Raw genomic sequence first — 21,138 nt, 5'->3', positions numbered from 1 at the left:
CAACGGAAACGCTAAAATTAAATTTTGCCGGATGGTAGAAGTCTTTGTAACAAACGTCAAACGGGCAGCGGCTGCAAAGGAAATCCTGGCCTTGTTGCGCAGGAATTTCCCGGACGTTAAGATCAACTTTGACCTGGAAGACTGTGACAAGGTATTGCGGGTGGAAGGAGATGATTTCCTGCCCGGAAAAATAATGACGCTGGTGAATGAAAGTGGTTTCCAATGCCGGGTAATGGAAGGTTAAGCGGGGCTTATAAACAAATTCTTACCATAAAACACTGACGAAAACCCAGGACTGGCCTTTTTGCCAGCCCTGGTTCCGGATATTAATGGTTGGTTTTTATTTGAAGATTGCCGCCAGTCTATCCTGGAGCGCTTTCTCGCGCAGGTCTTTGGCAATCACTTTGCCCGAAGGGTCCAGCAGGAAATTTGTAGGTACGGCGCGGATCCCGTATTCAGTCACGATAGGGCTCTTCCACCCCTCAAGATCACCCACATGCGTCCAGGTGAGGCCGTCTTTGGCGATGGCTGCCATCCAGGCATCCTTCTTGGTATCAAGCGTAATACCAATTATTTCAAAACCTTTTTCGTGATATTGCTGATAGGCCTTTACCACATTAGGGTTCTCTTTCCGGCAGGGTCCGCACCAGCTGGCCCAAAAGTCCACCAATACATATTTGCCTTTATAGGATGAGAGTTGAACGGGCTTACCGCTGGTGTCGGTCAGCGTAAATTCCGGCCGGGCGCCAATGCCGGTTTTAGCGGCGATGCGCTGGTATTCCGTTATCTCCTTTCCATATACGGAGCTTTTCGCCCCGGGCGCAAGCATGCCGTACAGGCGCTCTGCCCTGGCGGGGTTCGGGTAGTCGATATAGCGGTGGATGATGATCAGCGGCGATACCGGCGAAGCAGGATGGCGCCGCACAAATTGGGTGACGGCCGAATCCAGTTCAAGGTCGAGATCTTCGAAACCCTTGCGCGCGAGATTGAGCGCCACGGTATCTTTCGCCTTTGTAGCGGAATCAATGCGCTGGTACAGCCCGCCCGCTTTTTTCGTGACCGCGCTCCAGGACTTGTTCCATTCTTCCCACTGCGGCTGCGAAGCGGACCCGGTCAGTACGGGATTTGCAAGCGTGCTGTCGGCGGTAAAGATCAGTGGTTTGTTTTCAGCCATGAAGCTGAAACCGTTGCGAATGCCTTCTACCCGCAAAAAATGCAGTGTAGGCCCTTTCAGGTTGCCGTTGAAAGCAAAGGAACCATCCTTGCTCACCACGGAATCTATTTTGTTGGTTTTTCCTTCAGACCAGCTCAGGTAGATCTTACGGTCATGAATGCCGGCTACGCGTCCTTTCAGGTTGTAACCAGACTGGGCTTTCAGCATAGGCATGCCCGCCGCGAGGCAGCCTATCAGGATAAGTGTTTTTTTCATATTTCCAGGTTTAACAGTTTAAGGTACTTTGTATCCCATGTCCACGATCCTGCCGAAACCGCCGTAGGACGGAGCCGTCAGTGTCAGATCGCCGAGATTGGAGACGTTGAAAAAATATACATGCCCTTCGGCGCCATTCCAGGTGGCAACCGCAAGTTGTGATATGCCCGTGGGCTCGCGTTTGAACTTCATGCGCACAACCTGTTCCTGCTGCGGGAAAACATATTGCTCCGCAGTCGTATTGGAGGTGGTCTCGAACCGCTGGATCTTGTTGCCGGCCGCATAATACAGGTGAGGCGTTGTGGTAGAGCCCGCGGCCGCGCTCATTTGCAGGATGCCGGGTGCGTTCATCTGCATTTTGCCGAGAGTGAGCACCGGCGATTCTCCCGTGGCCACGATCGCCTTGAACTGCAACAGGTACGGTACGCCGCCTGCATCTTTCATCACCGCGTTGTGATAACGAGGTACGTTCGCGGAATCCATATACACCAGTTCCATACCGGTGTTATTCATATCAAACTCAGTACTCGCCTGGGTAGGCAGCCTTAGCAACCCGGTGGTGGTCACCGAAAGGAAACGTTTGCCCGTATTGTCGTGCACCAGGGCCGTGTATGTGGTGCCGCCCGCCACAAAAGGCGCAACGCTGTAATTCGGCGTTCCTTCGGGCTCTAGTAATACACCGCCCCATTTTTTGGAACCCGGGAAACCACCGACAAGATTAGCATGTACTTTCCCGTCGTTGATAGCCACGCCAAGCGAAGCCGAAAGCGTGGCCCCGGTGCTGGTGCTCATCCAGGTGTGTACCGCTGGTTTCACCACTTCGGGCGCGAGATAAAAGAGGTAACCATAGTCGAATTTCCGTTGCAGCGTCTGGTAGTCCAGTTCCGCGGCGCCGTTTTCCCACAGCAGGTAGATCTTCCGGGAAGAAGGCGAAAGATCGTCCGTCACCTGGAACGGCGTGATCTCCAGCTTCACCGGCCGCCCCATCGGGTAGTTCGTATTGATGGCGGAATATACCCGGTACTCCGCTGTGCCGTCGGGAAGGATCATGGAGAAGTCGCCGTTATTGCCGAACTGTTCCATGAACATCCAGCCCCGTGCGTATTTGTTGACGATCGTGAGGTCGTAAAAATGATACCCGGCAAGCCCTGTGCGTTTATCGCTTACCTTATAACCCAGGCGGTAATTCTGCCCAAGCGTGAAAACAGGACTGGTGATCCTGATAGCCAGGTTACGGTCTGTGGACACGACACTCCTCGGCAAGGTGTACGAGCTGGCCGGGCTGTTGTCAAACACCGTCCACTCGAAAGCCAGGCTGGTATCGTGGCCCGGCATCGTTTGGGTAAAGGATGGCGAGAGCTTCAGGCTGTCGTTGAATGATACGCTCAGCGCCTCCGGCCCTTTGCCGTTTTCTACCACGATCTCATTTACCGGCCGGTAATCATAATTGCCTTTGTCTTTATAACATCCTGCCAGGGCTACGACCGCGAGCAAGGATAATATCTGAATTTTCATTGCATTGCATTTAAGCGGTTAGGGAAATACGACGCGCACGCCATTTTCATCCAGCAGGGGGCCGTTGGTTTCTTCATATTTGTACAGCGCGTATTTCACGGTCTGGATGAGGAATTGCATGTCCCCGGGGAAAATGGTTTCGTTCCAGTTTGTTTTGCCCGTTTCCAGGATCATGAAGCGGAACTTTACCTGGGAATATGTCCCGAAGCTGGCGGCCAGGCTCACGTCCCAACGGGCGGGTTTCAGCAGCTGGTCGGTTACGCTGATCTTATAATGCAGCCGGTCTATCGGGCTGGAAGTGGTGGGCCGGTCGTTGTATCCCGGTTTGAAGTCCTTCGATTCTTCCACGGCCAGGTCGATGGTCAGCACGCTGTCTCTCAGGCCGGGCTTGCGGTAAAGAATGACGGGAAGCCGCGCTTCGAATGCGTTTGCCGGCATTACCAGCGGGCCGAAATTGAAGTGATACCCTTCCCGCGCTTTCGAAGTGTCTGACACCCTAAGCCTGATCTCCCGGTCTTTTACGGCCGCGGAGCCCATGACGCGCATAGTGAGCCAAACGGTGTCCTGCAGGAGGCTGGCATCTTTCACTGCAAAGGAATAGTCCGTACTGTCCGGGTTCGTGCTGAATTTCGAGAAATAAACCCTCGGATCTTCCTGGTACACGAGCCGCTCGTCCTGGCTGCAGGCCGCGAGGCCCAGCAGCGCGAACAATATCGCTATATGATGTAGTTTCATGATTCACTTATTTATTTACCGAACTGGATCTCATCCAGCGGCAATGGGAAAATGTATTTCGTTGCTGTCATCGGGTTTCCCACGCCATCGGGGATGGTGGTGGTATTTTTCCGCTTGAAATAATACCAGAGTTGCCCTTCGGCATAAAACTCCTTGCGGTACTCTTTCATGATCTCTGCCTCCAGGTTCGCCGCGGTGGCCAGTTCTGGCAGGCTGCGCGCGGTACGCACGGCATTGAGGAAAACAAGCCCTTCTTCCGGCGTAAGAGCCGCTTCCGCGGAGATGTAATACATTTCCGGCAGGCGGATGACGGGGATAAGGCGCTGACGCACGTTCCGCTGGTTGTCCGCATGGTACTTTTTCGTATATACGTTACCGAGTGAATTTACAACGGTCCAGAGCGATTTGGCCTGGATGGGCAGCCGGATGTCTGTACTGTAACCCGGCACCGAGGATTCATACAGGGTGTTGATCTTCGTTTGTGTATTGTACAGGTCGCGGGTGTCTTCGTTGTTAGTGTTCGGGCTTTGTTTAAAGAGATCGTCTGCTACGCGTTTTAACTGCGAGGCATAGATGGAGAACACATGTTCCCGCGTAAGGGTCAGGTCGGAATTTTCCGACACCGGGTCCGTACTGGCAAGGTCCGCGCTGGTCATGAGGCGGAACTTACCGCTGTTGATCACTTCCTGCGCATATTTGAACGCATTGACCTTATCACTTTTGTAAAGATAGAGGCGCGCAAGCAGCGCCTTGACGGCCCAGTAATTCAGGTGGTTTTGCCGGAACATCAGGAACAGGTCCGGGTTAACGGAATTCTGGTTGCCGGCGATCTGGTCGATCTCGGTATGAACCGACAGTAATTCCTCGGCCGCCAGCAACTCCTGTTCGCACCGGCTTACGATCTCACCCACCGTCTGCCGGGCCCGCGGCTGGATGGTAAACGCATCCATATAAGGGATGGCGGGCTGACCATTGTTGGCCGCACCGGGTACAGGCGCGTACAGCCGCAGCAGGTCGAAATGCAGGAAGGCACGTAGCGCCAGCGATTCGCCCTTGACGATCCGGTAGGTCTGCTCTCCGAGCATAGATTTTTTATCGTCCACATTGCGCAGGATAAAGTTCGCCTGCGCGATGGCGGCATAAGCCGTGGCCCAGACTTCGCTGGTCTCACGTTCCACGTTCAGGCCGGAAGCGTTGAAAGTATAGTTGTACCGGGCAAGCTGGCCGTACCAGTTACCTGTACCTGCCTTGTTTTCATATCGGCCGGCAAGAATGTCGATCATGCCGAAAGACAGGTTGTTGCCATAGAGCGAATCAGCGGCAGTGCGCTGGTATACGCCGAATAATGCGTCGATGAAACCCTGGCGGTTGGAGAACTGTTCGTCTTCCTTCATCTGTGTTTTCGGCGATACGTCCAGCCACTTCGAACATGCGCCCAGCAGGGCCGTGGCCGCCAGCAGCCCGCTCAATATCAGTATGCGGTAATGTTTCATATCAGAAAGAAGTTTGAATTTGCAGCGTATAAGATTTGGAGAAAGGATAGTCCAGGCCTCTTTCGCGTTTCACGCTGGAAAAACGGAAAAGATCGGCTGTAAAGAAAGTGATCCTTGTATTCTTCAAATGCGCCTTATTGAGCATCCGGTCCGGGAAACGGTAGTATATAGAAAGGCTTTCGCAGCTCAGCTCGTTGTCATCCTGCACAAAACGCGAGGATGCGCGCGTGAGCCCGTTTACAAAACCGCCGGCATTGATGACGCCTTTGAAAAAGACCACATCTCCGGGTTTCATCCACCGTTCTTCAGCCACGCGACGATCCACGTTATAATAAGCCGCATTTACGTTTTCCACCCGGTCTATCAGCGTCTGGTTGTAGGTTTGTCCGCCAAAACGGAACCGGAAATACACATTCAGCCCGATCCCGCGTATCTCCGCGTTGGTACCGAAAGTGCCTTCCACTTCAGGCCGTGAATCGCCCATGATCACCTGGTCCAGCGGGCTGTAGGTGTTGGTGAGCCTGCCGTCGCGGGTTACAAAGATCTCCATGCCCGTTGACGGGTCTATCCCCAGGCTGGGCACTACCCAGATCGCCGAAGTGGATTGCCCGGCTGCGTAACGTGGCAGCGGTGTGGATGAAAGCGTTGTATCGGCGCGTTTGTTCATCTGAGCAATCGTGTTGGAAATGCGTTCGATGGAGTTTTTGACATGAAATGCGTTGACGAAGACGGACCAGTTGTCCCGGTTCGTCTGGCTGTTGATGATATTCAGCCGCGCATTCACTTCCCAGCCTTTGTTGAGCACATCGCCCATGTTTTCGTAATAATACGAGAAGCCGGTGGACGGCGCGGTGGAAATCCGCGCGATGCTGCCCTGTGTGCGTTCGATAAAATAATTGGCCGTGATATCAAGCCGGTTGAACAGCGTGATATCCGCGCCCAGGTTGTTTTTGCGGGTTTGCTGCCAGCCAAGCGCGGTATTGCCGTACCCCATCAGGCCGGTGCCTATCACGCCCCGGTAATCGGACATCGGGTAGTACTGGCTGGTGGTCACGCCAAGGTAACTGTCGAAATTCTGTGAGCCGGTATAACCGAATGAATAACGGAGTTTCAGACGATTGATGAAGGCGATGTTTTGAATGAAAGTCTCTTTATGCAGGTTGTAACCGATGCCGGTAGACCAGAAAGGCGCAAACCTGCGTTCTGCGCCGAAACGCGAGGAACCGTCCACGCGGTAAGAAAAGTCCAGCAGGTAGCGGTTATCGTACGCATAGCTCAGGTTGCCCACAAAGCCCGCGAGGCGCGAGCGGTTCTCCATCCCGAAAGGCCGGTCCCCTTCCGCGTATTTGCTGCCGAGGATGAATTCATCCATCCGTGGGTTCGGGAACCCGACCGTCCTTACGGTAGCATAATTATAAGACTGTTCCTGGACGTTCGCGGCAAGCGTGCCGAAGAACAGGTGGCGGCCGATGGATTTATTGACATCCGCGCCCAGGAAACCTTCCAGCGTGGTGCTGGAGCCGGTGGAACGGGAGTAGCTGCCCTTTTCGAAGGTCTGGGTGTTGACGAACGAAGTGTGTTGCGCCGGTTTAAAATTGTCCGCCTCATCGTTCTGACGGCTATACGCCAGCCGTGCATTGACGCGCAGCCAGGGCTTCGCCTGCCAGATCAGGGCGAAGTTGTTGGTGATGTTGTAGTACGTTTTCTGGTCTACCAGGTTCAGGCTGGTGTTATATAAGGGGTTCACCGCCCGCCCGGCTTTCTGACCATCCAGGTTATCATACTGGTCGAAATTTGTGAGGCGGTTACCTGTGGGGCCGTACACTTCTTCGAGGAACACCTTCATGTTGCCTTCCGTGTCGTATGGCGTCCAGTAAGGGTTCAGCTGGGTATATTGCCGGAAATGCCCGTAGGGCGAATTGGTCGATTTGTTAAAACCGAGGTTGAGATCATTACGGAACTGGAGGTTCTTGTAGCGGTAGCTCAGGTAAGTGCCCGCCATGATGTTGCGGCGGTCGGACTCTTTCATGACGCCTTCGCGCTGGTCATAGCTAAGGTTCACCCCATACAGCGCATCGTTGCCCCCTCCTTCCACATAGATGTTATGTTTCTGGCCGAACGCTGCACGCAGCGGCTGGCTGAGCCAGTCTGTATTCACACCCCGCTCCACTTCGGACAAGCGGTGCTGATAGTACAGCTTCAACTGTTCATCCACCGTATTCCAGGAATAATTGTATGCGCCGGTTTTAAGTTCCAGGTCCAGTTTCTCGCGGGCATTGAGCAGATCATAGCCGCGCAGGTCCGGCAGTTCCACGTTTACGTTGCCGTTGTAGGTTACGGTGAGTTTGCCGCTTTGAGGGCGGATGGTCTCGATCACGATCACCCCGTTCGCGGCGCGTGAGCCGTAGATGGACGTTGCCGCGGCATCTTTAAGAATGTCCACCTTGGCGATGCGGTTGAGATCTATATCGTTGATGCGCTGAAGGTTCACCTCAAAACCATCGAGGATAAAGAGGGGAACATTCGGCGAATTGGCGTAATTAAAAGTATTGGTATTGCCCGCCCCTCCGATGTCCACCAGGCTGTTGCCGCCGCGCAGCGTCACTTCCGGCAGCATATTGGGATTGGAGCCGAAGTTCAGGTTGTCCGGCATCTGGAACGAGGGATCGAGCGCGCTCAGTGCGGTCAGTACGTTGCCGTTGGTCACCTTGTTGAGATCGTCGCGGGTGAATGAGGATGCGGCGCCGGTAAAATTCTGTTTGGGCCGGCTGAACATCCCGGTGACCACCACATCTTTGATGGATTGCTGAGAAGCCCGCAGTGTGATGTTCTGCGTTTCGCCGGCTTTGGGTGTTACGAGTACCGTTTCATAACCCATGTAGCTGACCTGCAGCTGGTCGCCCGGGCGCATGCGTATGGCAAACTCGCCTTTGAGACCGGAAACCATGCCGGTACTCGTACCTTTTACCATTACTGTGGCCCCAACTACGGGTTCCTTTGTTTTTTCGTCGGTGAGGCGGCCCTTTATTTCCACGGGGTCCTGTGCGGATACCAGTGGCTGATCTGGCCTGCGTACCGGCGCCGTTTTCAGTATGACGGTTTTGTTGCTGATGGAATAAGTGAGCGGCTGCCCGTTCAACGCGGCGTCCAGCACTTCGCGGAGACTGGCGCCGCTCACCCGCAGGGTTACGGGGCGCGCGTCTTTCAGGGTGGCGTTGTTATAAAGAAAAGAATACCCTGTTTGTTTGCGCAGTTCCCGGAAAAATCCGGCCAGTGGCATGTCTTTCACCGTCAGGGTTACCTGCTGTGCGCCCGCCTGCCCGGCAGCGAATATCAACATCAGGGAGATCAGCACAGTACGGACATAGCGCCGCCTGCCCGCCCCGGGGGGCGAATTGAGATAGTAGATTTTTCTCATACTAATACAGTACGTTTAAAACATTACAAATAGCAACTGCGTAAGCAAAGCGAAGGAACAGCGTCCCGATTTTGGTGTATGCGGACCGCTCAGGGCATTGCCGTCACGGTTCCGTTCTCGATCCGGAAATGAATGGTACCGGTCATCTCCAGCATTTTAAGTACTTCTGATAATTTTTCCCCCCGGGAGATCTGTCCCGTAAATATTTTCCCTTTTAATGATTCTTTTTCGTAGTCTGATTCGATATTATACCATCTGCTTAACTGCGCCATAATTTCATCCAACGGCTCGTTCGTAAAGATGAACATGCCGTCTTTCCATGCCGCGGCATCTTCCGCATATGGATCGTCCGCCACCTGCAGGCGGCTCCCACCCTGCAATTCAGCCGATTGCCCCGGCCGCAGCACGGCAGTGTTATGCGGCGCCTGCACTTTTACCGCCCCTTTTATCAGTACCGTTTTCTGTTTCCCACGCTCGTACGCGGAAACGTTGAACTCCGTACCCAGTACCGTTACTTCCATGTCCGGAATGGTTACGATAAAAGGATGAGCGGCATCCCCTTTTATGTCAAAGTAAGCTTCCCCATGTAATTCCACCCGGCGGTTGCCGCCATGGAATGAAGCGGGGAAACGCAGCGAGGAGGCTGCATTGAGCCATACGCGGCTGCCATCCGGCAATTGCACCTGGTATTGCCCGCCTTTCGGCGTTGTAATGGTGTTGTATACCGGCGGTCCATCTTCCCGCGCACCATCTTCTATATACACCAGCTGCATCCCGGCCGACTTCGCTATCTGCGCCCCTCCCTGGGCAGCAAGCGTACCGTTTTTCGCCGTATCCAGCGCTATTACAGTGCCGTCAGCCAGTGTGAGGGTAGCCTTGTCACCTCCCGGTAACGCGTCCGCACCATAGCCGGACGAAACCGAGGGCGCGTCAGCATGCGGTTGCCGAAGCAGGAACAACGCCGCGGCAGCGATCGCCGCGAACACTGCGGCAGCGGCAGCCATCCGCCAAACCTGGGAGGCCGGTTGTGTACGGCGCCGCACTTGCGCCAGCATACGCCTGCGCACGGTTTCTTCTTCGCCGGGTAGTTCGCCGGCAGTAGCCGCGCTATCGTACCAGGCATGTAGTTCCTGCTGCTCCGCCTCGGTGGCGGTGCCTGCCAGGAACTTCCCGGCCAGCTCTTTAATGCGTTGTTGATCCATCTGCTATGATTAAAGAGACATCCCGAAACAGGATACCCTTAGTGAGGTCGAAATTTTTTTGAGGTAAAAAGACGGCGGGGTTTGGCAACTGCACTTACCAGAAAAAGAGGTGCAACGCCCTTCCCAGGCTGATCCGTATCGATTTAAGGGCTTTGGAAAGATGCGCTTCGGCGGTTTTGAGGGAAATACCCATTTCCCGGGCTACTTCACCCAGGGCGCGGTCCTGCAGTTTGCTGGCGCGGAATACAAGACTGCATTTTTCGGGTAACTGGTCGCTGAGCCTGCCGACCATTTCGAGCAGGAGCTTTTCGTCTATTTCCTCGGGGGCCTGGGTAAGCGGAGCGGCATCCGCCACTTTCCGGAGATGCTCACGGCGGCGACGGCTGCTATCAAGGTGGCGGTATATGGCATAACGGAGCATGGCGGCAAGGTAAGGTTGCAGCGATTGGATGACCAGCTCACGGCGTTTTTGCCAGATGGTCACGAAAACGTCCTGCACCAGCTCCTCCGCTGCGGCTGCATCTTTCAGGTGAAAATATGCGGAAGCGTACAGCCGGTCCCAGTACCGGTCGTACAGCGCTGTAAAAGCCTGGTGGTCGTCTTCTCCGATCCTTTTTATTAATTCAATATCCTCCAAAGCAAGCACCGAAATGGTTGATTGATTCTATACAAATGGTTGATTCCTTGCACAAAATACAACTATTCACTTATTTTCCTGCATTGCCTTTAAAAAAGCCCGAAGCCCGCCAGCGTGAGAGAATGGGGTGACCGGCGGCCGTTCGGCGGACGAATGTTTTTCGCCAGCCGCCGTTTAGTAGCCGCAAGAGTGTATTAAACCGCGGCGTAGCTGAAGCATATCAAAAGCGTATCAAAAGCATATCAAAAGCGTATCAAAAGCATACTTACCCCCACCCACTGCCATTTTGATCCTCTCTTTAAGTAAAAATGTCAGTGCTGCCCCCCTGTGAATTCCATCGAATCCCTTTAATTCCGTCAAATCCCTTTTATTCAATAAAAACCAGCATTGCTTCTATGAATCCGCCGCCGTCAAAAAAGGTGCGATAGCTCAGACTTTGTAATACCCCCGGGATATAATCCCAAAAAGTTGTCTTATATTTTGTGTACCCAACATCTAAATTATTACTTTACCATTAAAACCTAATCAATATGCAACGCAGGAAATTCCTCAAATCTTCACTTGCGGCTACCGCAGGTTTGGCTGTAACCACCCACCCCGCAATAGCGGGCGATAAGAATCCAACACAAAAGGAAGTATACGAATGGCGTGTATATGAAATGCGCTTCGGCTCCGACCAGGGCCAACTGGAAAATTATTTTAAGACGGCGCTGATTCCCGCATTAAATAAATATGGTGTAAAAACAGTGGGTGTTTTCAGGGAATGGAACCCCTCGGAACCAGCTAAATTTTATCTGCTGACGCCCTATTCTTCTCTCGACAACTACCTTTCTGTCAATACAAAAGTAAAAGCGGACCCGGATTATATTAAAAACAGCGCGGCCTATAACAGCATCCCGGCTGACAAACCCGTATACAGCCGTTTTACCTCTTCTTTGATGACTGCTTTTGATGGTTTCCCCGCAATGGCCGTCCCCTCGGGCGAACCCCGCATATTTGAATTAAGAACGTATGAGGGTTATAGTGAAGATGCGGTAAGAAGAAAAGTTAAAATGTTCAATGAAGGCGAGTTCCCCATTTTTAAGCGCGCGAAATTAAACCCGGTATTCTTTGGCGAAGTGATTGCCGGCGACAAGCTGCCTTGTCTTACCTATATGATCACCTGCAACAGCATGGAAGAACGTAACAAAGGATGGTCTGCTTTCGTGGCTGATCCCGAATGGAAAAAATTATTAGCGGATCCCCAATATGCAAATACCATTTCTAAAATCATCAACACCTTCCTGGTTCCGGCAGCCTATTCACAAATATAGGGGCGGCAGTTCCCGGTCCGGTTATTACGCAAAGAAGCGGGTGAGCTATCAGCCCACCCGCTTCACAAAGCACAATTTTTATTACTGTTTTATTATCCTGATCATCTCCGTTTTCCTCTTCCCTTCCAGCTTGATAAAGTAGAAACCATCTTTCAGGAAACTGAGATCTCTCACCAGCCTGGTTTCACCCTGCTGTATGCTCCATTGCCTGATCGCACGGCCCTGCAGATCAAATAAGGTTACCGTACGGAATCCTTCAGGCAGGTCGATGGTCACGTTGCCCGAAACGGGGTTGGGATAAGCCCTGGCCGTCTGCGGCGCTGCATCCTCCGGTTCAGCCTTGTGAGCCATTGCGATGAGCGGTGCGGGTTCAACCGGAATCGCGGAACAGTTGTCGATACTGAACCAGTTGTATTTGAACGTGCCTGCTTTTACGTTTACGCCGGTGTAAGTCAATGCGGGCAACGTCATTGTGTCTCTCACCGTTTGCCAGGTGCCGCCGGTATTGGGCACATCTATCAGCCCGAACGTAACGCCCCCGTGGCCGATACCGATCTGCCCGGCTGATGTGGAATTGACCCTCACGCTGACGGTGTATACGCCCGCTGTGGGCACATTCAGGTCATCATAGGAGAACCAGTGGCCCGTGGCCAGGCCCGCGAAATTTTGCCCGCCGCCAACGTCCGTACAGGGTTGCAGGTAAGGGCCCGCATGGCGGTTGGAGAAAACTTCCGCTTCGTGCCTGTTATTGACAGTACAGAGGGTATTTACCACGTTTACCAGCGCTGAAACGCTGAAGCCGCGCACCTTCGCCGTCACCGTGTAACTGCCCGCCGTTGCTCCGGCTGTGAACATGCCCAGGGAACTCACGGCATTGCCGGCCCCTGTGGTGGTCCATTCTGTAACTGGCAGCATCACCGCGTTATTGGCCGCATCATAAGCCGTCAGTTTGAACGGCAGCGTGTTACCACTGGTAACGTCTGTTGTATCCGGGCTCAGGTCTACCCGCACGATTTCCGGCGCGCAGTTCTCAAGGCTGAACCAGTTAAACTTAAAGCCGCCGGTACCCACGGTGATATTCGTGGTCGTGAGAGCAGGCAATGTAACCGTATCTGAAATGGTCCTCCATTGACCGCTGGTATTGGGTATTTTAATAACACCGAACACCATGCCGCTATGCCCTATCCTTGCTTCTCCCGGGTAGGTGGATGATATCCTGATGCGGAAAATATACCTGCCTGGGGAAGGCACGTTGAGATTACTGTAGGTAAAGCGGTGGCCGCTTGCCAGGTTGGTATAGTTCTGGCCGCCGCCCACGTCCGTACAGGCTTGCAGGGTGGACCCTCCGGCCACGGACGAAGCGGACTCCGCCTCGTAATGATCGTTCACCGTGCAGGTCCAGGCCGTAGTGGCGTACACGGTATCTTTCGCGGAACCACTGGTGAAGGTGATCATAAATGTGCCGATAGAATCGCCCGCAGTGAACACGCCGGCAGAGCTGACACGGTTACGCGGCCCGGTGACTGCCCAGCCGCTTTGCGCCGGCACCGGCATTATACTGTCGAACTGGTCGTACCCGGTGATCAAAAACGCCTGGGAGGCATCCACCGGCACCGTAGCGCTGCGCGGGGAAATGGTCACCCTTGTTAAAACCGGCACGGGCACTATTTTTACCGTGGCCATACCAGTCGCCCCTTCGTCCCTTGCTTTCACTTTAAACCACCCGGTAGAACTGCCCGCTGTAAACAGTCCTTGCTGGTTGACCGCATTCGCGGTGTCGCCCCCGGTCAATTTCCACTCAGGCGTGAATGATACGATATCGCCGCGCTGGTCAAATGCCTTGGCGCTGTATTGTTGGGTTTCGCCATATTTAAGCGTTACGGAATCGGGGGTTACCACTACGTTCGAAACGACCACGCTGTCCGCATCCACGATCCGCAGCCAGTTATAGTTCCAGCCGGATGCATTGGAATAAACGCGGATAGTTTGCCTGCCCTGTTTTAATCTGAATTTGGGTGAGGATACGGTGATCCACTTCTGCCAGCCTCCGCTTGCGGGTAGTTTCATGGTAGCCAGTAAAACAGTGTCCAGGTAAATATTGGCACTGGTAGCCGCGCTTACCGCCGCCCTGAGCTGTACACGGTACCGGTTGCCATCGGGCACATCAATGTCGTAATCAAACCAGGTGCCTTTGCCGATGTAACTTACATTCACCGTACCGCTGGTGTCCTGCGTGGGTTCGGTGCAGCAGGAGTTGGAGTTATCGAATGCTTCGGCTTCTATTCTTGCGGGGATGGGCTTGTAGTTGGGTATACGCACATTGGCGTATGCCGAGCCGCTGACCGATATCGTGTCCAGTACGGCGGTGGCTGTAACGATGCCGGAAGTATCAAAGGCGGCAAGCCCTGTCGCGGAGATGGTATTGCCGGCGCCGGTAATACTCCATTGGGGCGTCAGGCTCATTACATGCCCGTTCTGATCCAGCACTTTGGCGGTGTACTGCACCGTTTTGCCAGCCAGCACCAGCTGGTTGGCAGGCGTTACGATCACCGTATCCGGATATGGCGTGCCCAGGCCTTTCTGGTATACACGTACGTAATCCACATTCATACTGTCCGGCCAGTCGCCCTGTACGATTGTACCACCCATACCGCCGCCGATGGCGAGGTTGAGGATGATGTGGAATTTCTGGTCAAAAGGCCAGTCTTTCCAATCAGTCTGCGGGTTCACGTAAGTGTAAATATGCAGGCTGTCGAAAGTGAACCTCAATGAATCCGGTGACCATTCCACCGAATACGTATGGTAAGCGGTATGTGCATCGGGGAAATTGCGGAAGCCGGTAAGATGGCCACCGTTGGTCCAGTTATTGTTTTCCGTGTGTACGGTGGACATCACCCTGCCGAGCTGGTTCCCGATATGCTCCAGGATATCTATCTCGCCGCTTTTCGGCCATCCGCCATATACGCTGCTGGTGGGCATCATCCAGATGGCGGGCCAGGAGCCTCTTGCTTTGGGCAGTTTAGCCCGCACTTCCACCTTGCCGTATAGCAGGTCCATTTTGTTTTGTGATATGACGCGGGCTGATGACCATGGCTCGGTGGTCGTGCCGTTCGGAAAATCTCTTTTACCGGTGATCACCAGGTCCCCGTTTCGAACGCGCGCATTGTCGTGCGTGGAATCGGTATATACCTGCTGTTCTCCGTTGATCCAGCCTTTCGGCTGCGGGTCCACCGTCCATTTGCTGCGGTCAGGCACACCGTCTATGTTGAACTCGTCGTTGTAGATCATCGTCCAGGCGGGGTTGCCTTCAAAAATGGCATTGCCTTTCACTGAATAGGACGGCGTGTTGGCGCCTTCCACCTCCTGCCCTGCTACCGTGAGTTTGAGCGTGGTGCGGGAATAGTTGGCGGGGGAATTACCGGCAAGCACGATGTTCGCCGTCGTATCGCTTACGCGCTGAATGCTGTCGATACTCACACCCGGCGGCAGGTTCTCCGCGTACCAGTTCAACGAGGTAAGCGCCGGTTTAAAGACCGCGCCATTCAGTTTCACCGGTATCACCGCGCCATGTTCATGCCCCATCGGGATGCGGGTATTGAGGAAGGTGATGTTGATGGGGTTGGGCGCCTGCACCAGGTCGAAATACAGGATGCCGTTGGCTTTGCGGCCATCGATGAACTGTATCGCGATACGGTTGAAATCCGTCCTGTTCGCCACGCTCTGGAAATTAAAGACAGCTTCTTCCCACTGGTTGACGTTTTTCACCTTGTAGGTAAAAAACACCGCTTTCGTGTAGTCGGTACCGGGTTGCAGCTTAAACATCACTTCTTCACGTACGTTGCTGTACACCAGCATTTTGAACACGGCGCCGCCGCTGAGGTCGAAGGTACTGGTCAGGCCGCAGCTGGCGCTCATGTACTCGAAGCAGGTCGTGTCTTTCGTGAATTTCGCTACATGCGAGCTTGGGTTAATGGATGAAGGGGCCGGGTTGGGCACATTGAACAATACATTGCCTGTGGCGTTGGGGCCGGCATAATAGGACCATCTGCCAGAGCCGGGGCCATGGCCCTCCATGTCATCCACAAGGAGGAACTGGGCGTGCAGCATATTGCAGCATAACAAGCCGCCCAGGAGGAGCAGTAAAAGTTTTTTCATAACGGGTGTTTTTCATGAGTGGATAATTAACTTTCTGAGTGATAATTCGCTTGTTTATACCGATTCGGGAAAAGGCCGTCATTGCGCAGCAAAGCTAAAGCGAATATCAAGCCCTTCATTGCGGGAAGCCGCGGAGCTAAAGTGAATAGCACGTTCGCATTTGCGAGGACGGCATTCGCTGGTCAACGGATAATCGCTTTTATTTTATCTGCTATACCGATAAGGTAAAGCTCGTCATTGCGAGGAGCCGCGGAGCTAAGCGGGTGGGGCGACGAAGCAATCTCCCGGATTGGACTAATGTACCCAGTATTGGGAGATTGCTTCGTCGCGCTCCTGCACAAATCCCCGCTGCTCCTCGCAATGACGAACTTTTGCACAATGACGAACTTTATCAAAGATTTGGGTTTACCTGCGCGTCCGCACCGGGTATGGGCAGCCAGTATTTTGCTTTTGTGATGGGGCCTGGAGACAGGTCGCCGGGGTCTTTGGAGGCGTTGGCGGCCTCCACTTTTTCGAGGCGAATGAGATCGAACCAGCGGCACCATTCGCCGGCAAATTCCCAGGCCCTTTCATCTACCACGGCATCTGCGAATGCGGCACTGCCAAGCCCGGGCGTAAGATCCCCCAGCCCCGCGCGCAGCCGCACGGCGTTTATTGCGGCATAGGCTTCAGGCGAAGGAGTGGTGGCAGAGCGGGCCTGCGCTTCAGCATACGTGAGCAGCACATGCGCATAACGGATCATGATCACGGGATTGTTGGACATGTAGGTGTCTTTCTGCCCGCTCTGGATCGTGAACTTTTTGTAATAGGGATGTTTTGTTGTAACCTCCTGCCAGGGGATTGTAACGCCGCCCACCACGAAAGAGGTGGAGAAAGTGGCGTCTTTCCTGCTGCCCGCGGGAAAGTTGCTAAAGAAGTTCAGCTCGGGGAAAAAGTCGGACCAGCCGCCTTCATTTTCCGGCATGGTGGAAAGGCCGTAGAAGGAATTGTAAGTAGACCACTGCCCGCGGGTGAACAGCGTAAATACGTCTTCTGAGGTGCCACCCGCAAATATTTTCAGGAAACCGGCCTGGTAAAGATCGAAATTATAGGCTGCCTTGTTGTCGATCACTTCTTTCGCTTTCGCCGCAGCCATCGCGTATTTGCCCTGATCTTTCAGTGGCCATCCGCCTTCGGTGAGATAAACATCGGCCAGCAACGCTTTTACGGAACCTTTGTTCGGCCTTCCGGGATCACGTTTGGCATTGGGCACCCATTCTTCCGCTTTCAGCAGGTCGGCCTCGATCTGTTTGTAAATGTCGGCCGGCTGGCTCTTCTGCATGGCCAGCTGGTCGGAGGTATATTTTTCACTGAGTACCAGCGGCACGGCACCCCAGTAGCGGGTGAGCCAGTAGTAACTGAGCGCGCGCAGGAAATACGCTTCGCCCACGATGGCGCGCACGGTGGCTTCGTTGCCGTCTTGTACCGCCGTATAATTATTGATGATGTTGTTAGTAGATTGTATCACTTTGTAACAACCGCGCCAGATAGGCGTCATACGGCTGTTGAGCGACGATACGTTGAAGCGGTCGAACTCCCTGAACTCCTCTTTATTGGAACCGGGATGCGTGGTGAGATCGTCCGCCCCCATGCTCATGGCAATCTGCGAGACGGTCGTGAAACCGCTTTCCCAGGGCACCATCAGGCTGCCGTAAGCGCCGGTGAGCGCTGATTCCAGGCCGGCCTGGCTGCTCAGGCCCTCGCTGCCTATTACCAGCCCGCGGGGATTTTCTTCCAGTGATTTGCTGCAGCCGGCTAATAGGATGATGAGTAAGAAACTATATATCTTTTTCATGTTTGCTGTTTTGGATCAAACCATTAAAAATTCAGTGAAAGCCCGCCTGTGATCGTTTTTGCGTTCGGGTACGAGCCGTAATCTATCCCCTGCCTGAAATCGCCTGACGAAGAGCTGGCTTCCGGATCGATGCCGGAATAATCAGTAAAGGTGAGCAGGTTCGTGGCGCTCACAAATACTTTCAGCCCTACGTGCCGCAGTATGGGTTTGGGTAAGGTGTAAGAAAGACTGATGTTTTTCAGCCGCAGGAAATCTGCTTTTTCGAGGAAGCGGGTAGACTGCGTGAAATTTTTATTGGTAGCGCTGAAAGCCGGTATGTTGGACGTTTCGCTCTTGCCGGGCGTGTACCGGTCCAGGATATCGCGCAGCGTAGCCTGCCTGGCGTCGCCGCCGAGGTACATGGCCGCGGCATTGTTGTAGTTGAGCTTGTCGAATCCGAACATTCCATGGAAAAAAATGTTCAGGGAGAAAGATTTGTAGTTGACTGTGTTGTTCCAGCCCAGCGTCGTTCTGGGAATGCCGGTACCAATCACGCTGTAATCACCCGCATCGATCACCCCGTCTTCCTTGAGATCCTTATACCGCGCATCGCCCGGTTTGGCGCCAAATCTGGCCGCCTCGGTTTCTTCGCCCGGCTTCCAGGTGCCCAGGTATTGCAGGCCCCAGATAGCGCCCAGCGGCTTGCCCGCCATTACCACAAATTCGGATTGCGGGGACATACCACCGCCGATACGGCGGTTGTTGGGGTCAAAAATGATGGACTTCGTGCCGGTGGATTGTACATTGTTTTTTACGAACGAAACATTCACACCCGTGTTCCAGGTAACGGAGCCACCTTCGAAAACATCGCCGTCCACCAAAAATTCCCAGCCTTTATTCTGCACCGAACCGATGTTGCGGGTGATAACATTACCACCCAGGTAAATGGGCAGGTTCTCATTCAGCAGCAGGTCGCGGGTATTTTTCACGAAATAATCAGCGCTGAAGTTAATACGGCCGTTCAGCAGCGATGCATCTATCCCGACGTTCTGTTGTTCAGTGGTTTCCCATTTCAGGTCAGGATTGCCGATCACGCCCAGGATGATGCCGTTCTGGAAGGTGGAGTTGGTGAAAGAAGCATTCCGGTTGGAATAGGCGGAAAATGTGCTGTACGGGCCAACGCCATCGTTGCCTGTAAAGCCCCAGCTGCCGCGCAGCTTCAGGTTGCTGAACAACTGCTGGCCTTTCATGAACGGCTCCTGGCTGATGATCCAGCCAGCGGAAAAGGAAGGGAAATAACTGAATTTATTCCCACCCAGGAATTTGGAAGAACCATCGCGGCGAACAGCGGCTGATAACAGGTAACGGTCTTTATAACCATAGTTCACACGGCCCACCAGGGAAAAAATAGATGATTTGGAATAGCCGGAACCCGGGCTGCCGGGCGTGCCCTGCGTGAGATTATTCCAGTGAAAAGATTCATACGTCAGGTTGGACGCACCGGCGGACATATAGTTGTATACGATCTGCTGGTATTCCACGACCCCTGTGGCATCAATGCTGTGCCCGTTGAATGTTCTCCGGTAGTTGAGCATATTGGTGTTTTGCAGCTTGGTTTCCTTATTGGTACGGAGGCTGGCCGTAGCCGTGCCGGAGTTCACCACTTTGCCCGCGAAAGATTTATCCTGGTACTCGAGATAGTTCGCACCGTACTGAATGCTGAACGACAAGCCAGGCACCGCTATATCATCAAACTTAAATCCGCCGATGGTATTGACCAGCATGCGTTCCCTTTCAGACAGCTGCTCGGTGGTGAGCGCTACAGGGTTGAAGAATACGGAACCGATTGGATCCGTTGCGGTGTAGGTGCCATCCGCCTTGCGCACGGGCACGGTGGGCGACCAGGTAGCGGCTTGCGCGAGCGGGCTGTGAGGCCCGTCAGCCGGGATGTCCACGTTCTGCGCCGTGCTGTAGGAGCCGGTGATGTTGAGGAAAGTGGAAATTTTATTCGTAAGTTTTGAATTGATATTGGAGCGGAGGGTGTAACGTTTGTAGTTTGAATTGTTGATCACACCATCCTGGTTGAGATAGTTGCCGGAGATGAAGTACCCGCTTTTGTCGTTACCGCCTGAGAGGCTCAGCATGTATTCCTGGCCGAGTGCGTTGCGGAAGATCTCATCCTGCCAGTCCGTACCGCCGTTTTTGCGGTAACCGTCTATCTGTTCGTCCGTAAAAGGTTTCGTGGTACCCAGTGCCGTGGCGCGTTCGTTTACTGTAGAGGCAAACTCGGCGGCATTGAGCAGATCCATTTTTTTGATGACCTGCGAGGTAGACAGGCGGGTAGTGAAATTCACTTTAAGGCCGCCTTTGCTGCCTTTCCTGGTGGTAACGAGAATAACGCCGTTGGAGCCCCTGCTGCCGTAGATAGCTGTGGCCGCCGCATCTTTCAGCACCTGGATGGATTCGATATCATCCGGGTTGATGGAAAAAAGCTCGGCGCCAACAAACCCGTCCACCACGTAGATAGGCCCGTTATCGCCGTTGATGGAGTTGGCGCCCCTGATGCGGATACGCACCGCGCCACCGGGCGAACCGGCTGAATTCGTTACCTGTACGCCTGTTACGCGGCCCTGCAATACCTGGTCGATGCGGTTCACGGGTTGGGCTTCAAAGTCTTTGGCCGTAAGCGAAGAAATGGCACTGGTAAGAGAGCCTCTCTTTTGTTCGCCATAACCCACTACCACCAGCTCGGCAATCCTGGAGGCGGATACATTGAGGGCGATATTCAGCTCCGCGTTGCCGCTTACCGGCACCTCCCTGCGGTCGTAGCCGATGGAAGAGACGATGAGCACGGCATCCGGGCCGGGCACTTCAATACTGTATTCCCCGTCGGCATTACTTGTTACACCGCGCGAGGTCCCTTTTACCTGGATGGTAGCGCCCGGCAGGGGCTGCTCTTTATCGTCCGTTATCTTTCCCTTCACTACCATATCAGCGGCGGGAGCGACGCTGGCCGCGGCGGGCTTTCGTTTTACGACAATGGTTTTATTTTCAATAGTATAGTGCAGGGGCTGGTTTTCAAAACACTGGTCGAGCGCCTGCCGCAGCGGCACGTTTTTCAGCTCCAGGCTGAAAGCGCGGGCATGAAACAGCTGCTCGTCCGTATACAGGAAAGTATAACCCGTTTGTTTCCTGATCTCTTTAAAAACCTTTTCCAGTGAAGTGCTGCGCGCTGAGATCGACACGGTTTGTGCGAACCCGGCTGCATGTACCTCCAGTAAGGCGGTGGTCATTAAAAGCACTATCAATTTCATGATCAGTAACGTTTTTGCTGATAATCGCGGAATCTTCAGTTGCCGCCGGGCATGCCGGGGCCTGCTTTGGGAAAAAAGCATACATTTGTACGGTTGTGGGTAATTAAATAATAA

General features: G+C 53.8%; 12 protein-coding genes. 2 read left to right on the top strand and 10 right to left on the bottom strand.

Annotated features, from left to right (window positions below):
* Positions 1 to 31 precede the first annotated feature (31 nt).
* Entirely contained in the window at positions 32 to 244 is a 213-nt protein-coding gene (locus EG028_RS18190; protein ID WP_120515761.1) for a hypothetical protein, read from the top strand.
* 96 nt (positions 245 to 340) lie between these two features.
* Here the strand turns inward: EG028_RS18190 and EG028_RS18185 are convergent, their stop codons facing one another.
* The 7 genes from EG028_RS18185 to EG028_RS18155 all read right to left on the bottom strand — a co-directional run bounded on the left by EG028_RS18185 (position 341) and on the right by EG028_RS18155 (position 10,438).
* Entirely contained in the window at positions 341 to 1,429 is a 1,089-nt protein-coding gene (locus EG028_RS18185; protein WP_120515760.1) for a TlpA disulfide reductase family protein, read from the bottom strand.
* An 18-nt stretch (positions 1,430 to 1,447) separates the two neighbouring features.
* Positions 1,448 to 2,944: a PKD-like family lipoprotein gene (locus EG028_RS18180; RefSeq protein ID WP_120515759.1), complete on the bottom strand. Its 1,497-nt coding sequence runs from the start codon at positions 2,942 to 2,944 to the stop codon at positions 1,448 to 1,450.
* An 18-nt stretch (positions 2,945 to 2,962) separates the two neighbouring features.
* Positions 2,963 to 3,679, bottom strand: coding sequence for a DUF4843 domain-containing protein (locus EG028_RS18175; protein WP_120515758.1), 717 nt, complete (start codon positions 3,677 to 3,679; stop codon positions 2,963 to 2,965).
* A gap of 11 nt (positions 3,680 to 3,690) precedes the next feature.
* Positions 3,691 to 5,172: a RagB/SusD family nutrient uptake outer membrane protein gene (locus EG028_RS18170; RefSeq protein WP_120515757.1), complete on the bottom strand. Its 1,482-nt coding sequence runs from the start codon at positions 5,170 to 5,172 to the stop codon at positions 3,691 to 3,693.
* Between the two features lies 1 nt (position 5,173).
* On the bottom strand, positions 5,174 to 8,590 hold the full coding sequence (locus EG028_RS18165; protein WP_120515756.1) for a SusC/RagA family TonB-linked outer membrane protein: 3,417 nt from the start codon (positions 8,588 to 8,590) through the stop codon (positions 5,174 to 5,176).
* A gap of 89 nt (positions 8,591 to 8,679) precedes the next feature.
* Positions 8,680 to 9,792 carry a FecR family protein gene (locus tag EG028_RS18160; RefSeq protein ID WP_120515755.1) on the bottom strand — a complete coding sequence of 371 codons (1,113 nt, stop codon included), beginning with the start codon at positions 9,790 to 9,792 and terminating at the stop codon, positions 8,680 to 8,682.
* Between the two features lie 94 nt (positions 9,793 to 9,886).
* On the bottom strand, positions 9,887 to 10,438 hold the full coding sequence (locus tag EG028_RS18155) for a sigma-70 family RNA polymerase sigma factor (protein WP_206614404.1): 552 nt from the start codon (positions 10,436 to 10,438) through the stop codon (positions 9,887 to 9,889).
* A gap of 521 nt (positions 10,439 to 10,959) precedes the next feature.
* Here EG028_RS18155 and EG028_RS18150 point away from each other — a divergent pair.
* A complete protein-coding gene (locus EG028_RS18150) occupies positions 10,960 to 11,742 on the top strand; it encodes an NIPSNAP family protein (RefSeq protein ID WP_120515753.1) in 783 nt (260 codons plus the stop codon).
* Positions 11,743 to 11,823: 81 nt separating this feature from the next.
* On the opposite strand, the gene EG028_RS18145 is transcribed toward EG028_RS18150, so the two are convergent.
* The 3 genes from EG028_RS18145 to EG028_RS18135 form a co-directional block, all read right to left on the bottom strand.
* Positions 11,824 to 15,897, bottom strand: coding sequence for a carbohydrate-binding protein (locus tag EG028_RS18145; RefSeq protein ID WP_120515752.1), 4,074 nt, complete (start codon positions 15,895 to 15,897; stop codon positions 11,824 to 11,826).
* Between the two features lie 391 nt (positions 15,898 to 16,288).
* A complete protein-coding gene (locus EG028_RS18140) occupies positions 16,289 to 17,731 on the bottom strand; it encodes a RagB/SusD family nutrient uptake outer membrane protein (RefSeq protein WP_120515751.1) in 1,443 nt (480 codons plus the stop codon).
* Positions 17,732 to 17,754: 23 nt separating this feature from the next.
* On the bottom strand, positions 17,755 to 21,024 hold the full coding sequence (locus EG028_RS18135; RefSeq protein ID WP_162946348.1) for a TonB-dependent receptor: 3,270 nt from the start codon (positions 21,022 to 21,024) through the stop codon (positions 17,755 to 17,757).
* Between the last annotated feature and the right edge of the window lie 114 nt (positions 21,025 to 21,138).

This window comes from Chitinophaga barathri, assembly GCF_003807585.1.
GTDB classification, from domain to species: Bacteria; Bacteroidota; Bacteroidia; order Chitinophagales; family Chitinophagaceae; genus Chitinophaga; species Chitinophaga barathri.
The sequence above is the reverse complement of the archived record's forward strand: the minus strand, read 5'-3'. Positions and strand labels throughout refer to the sequence as shown.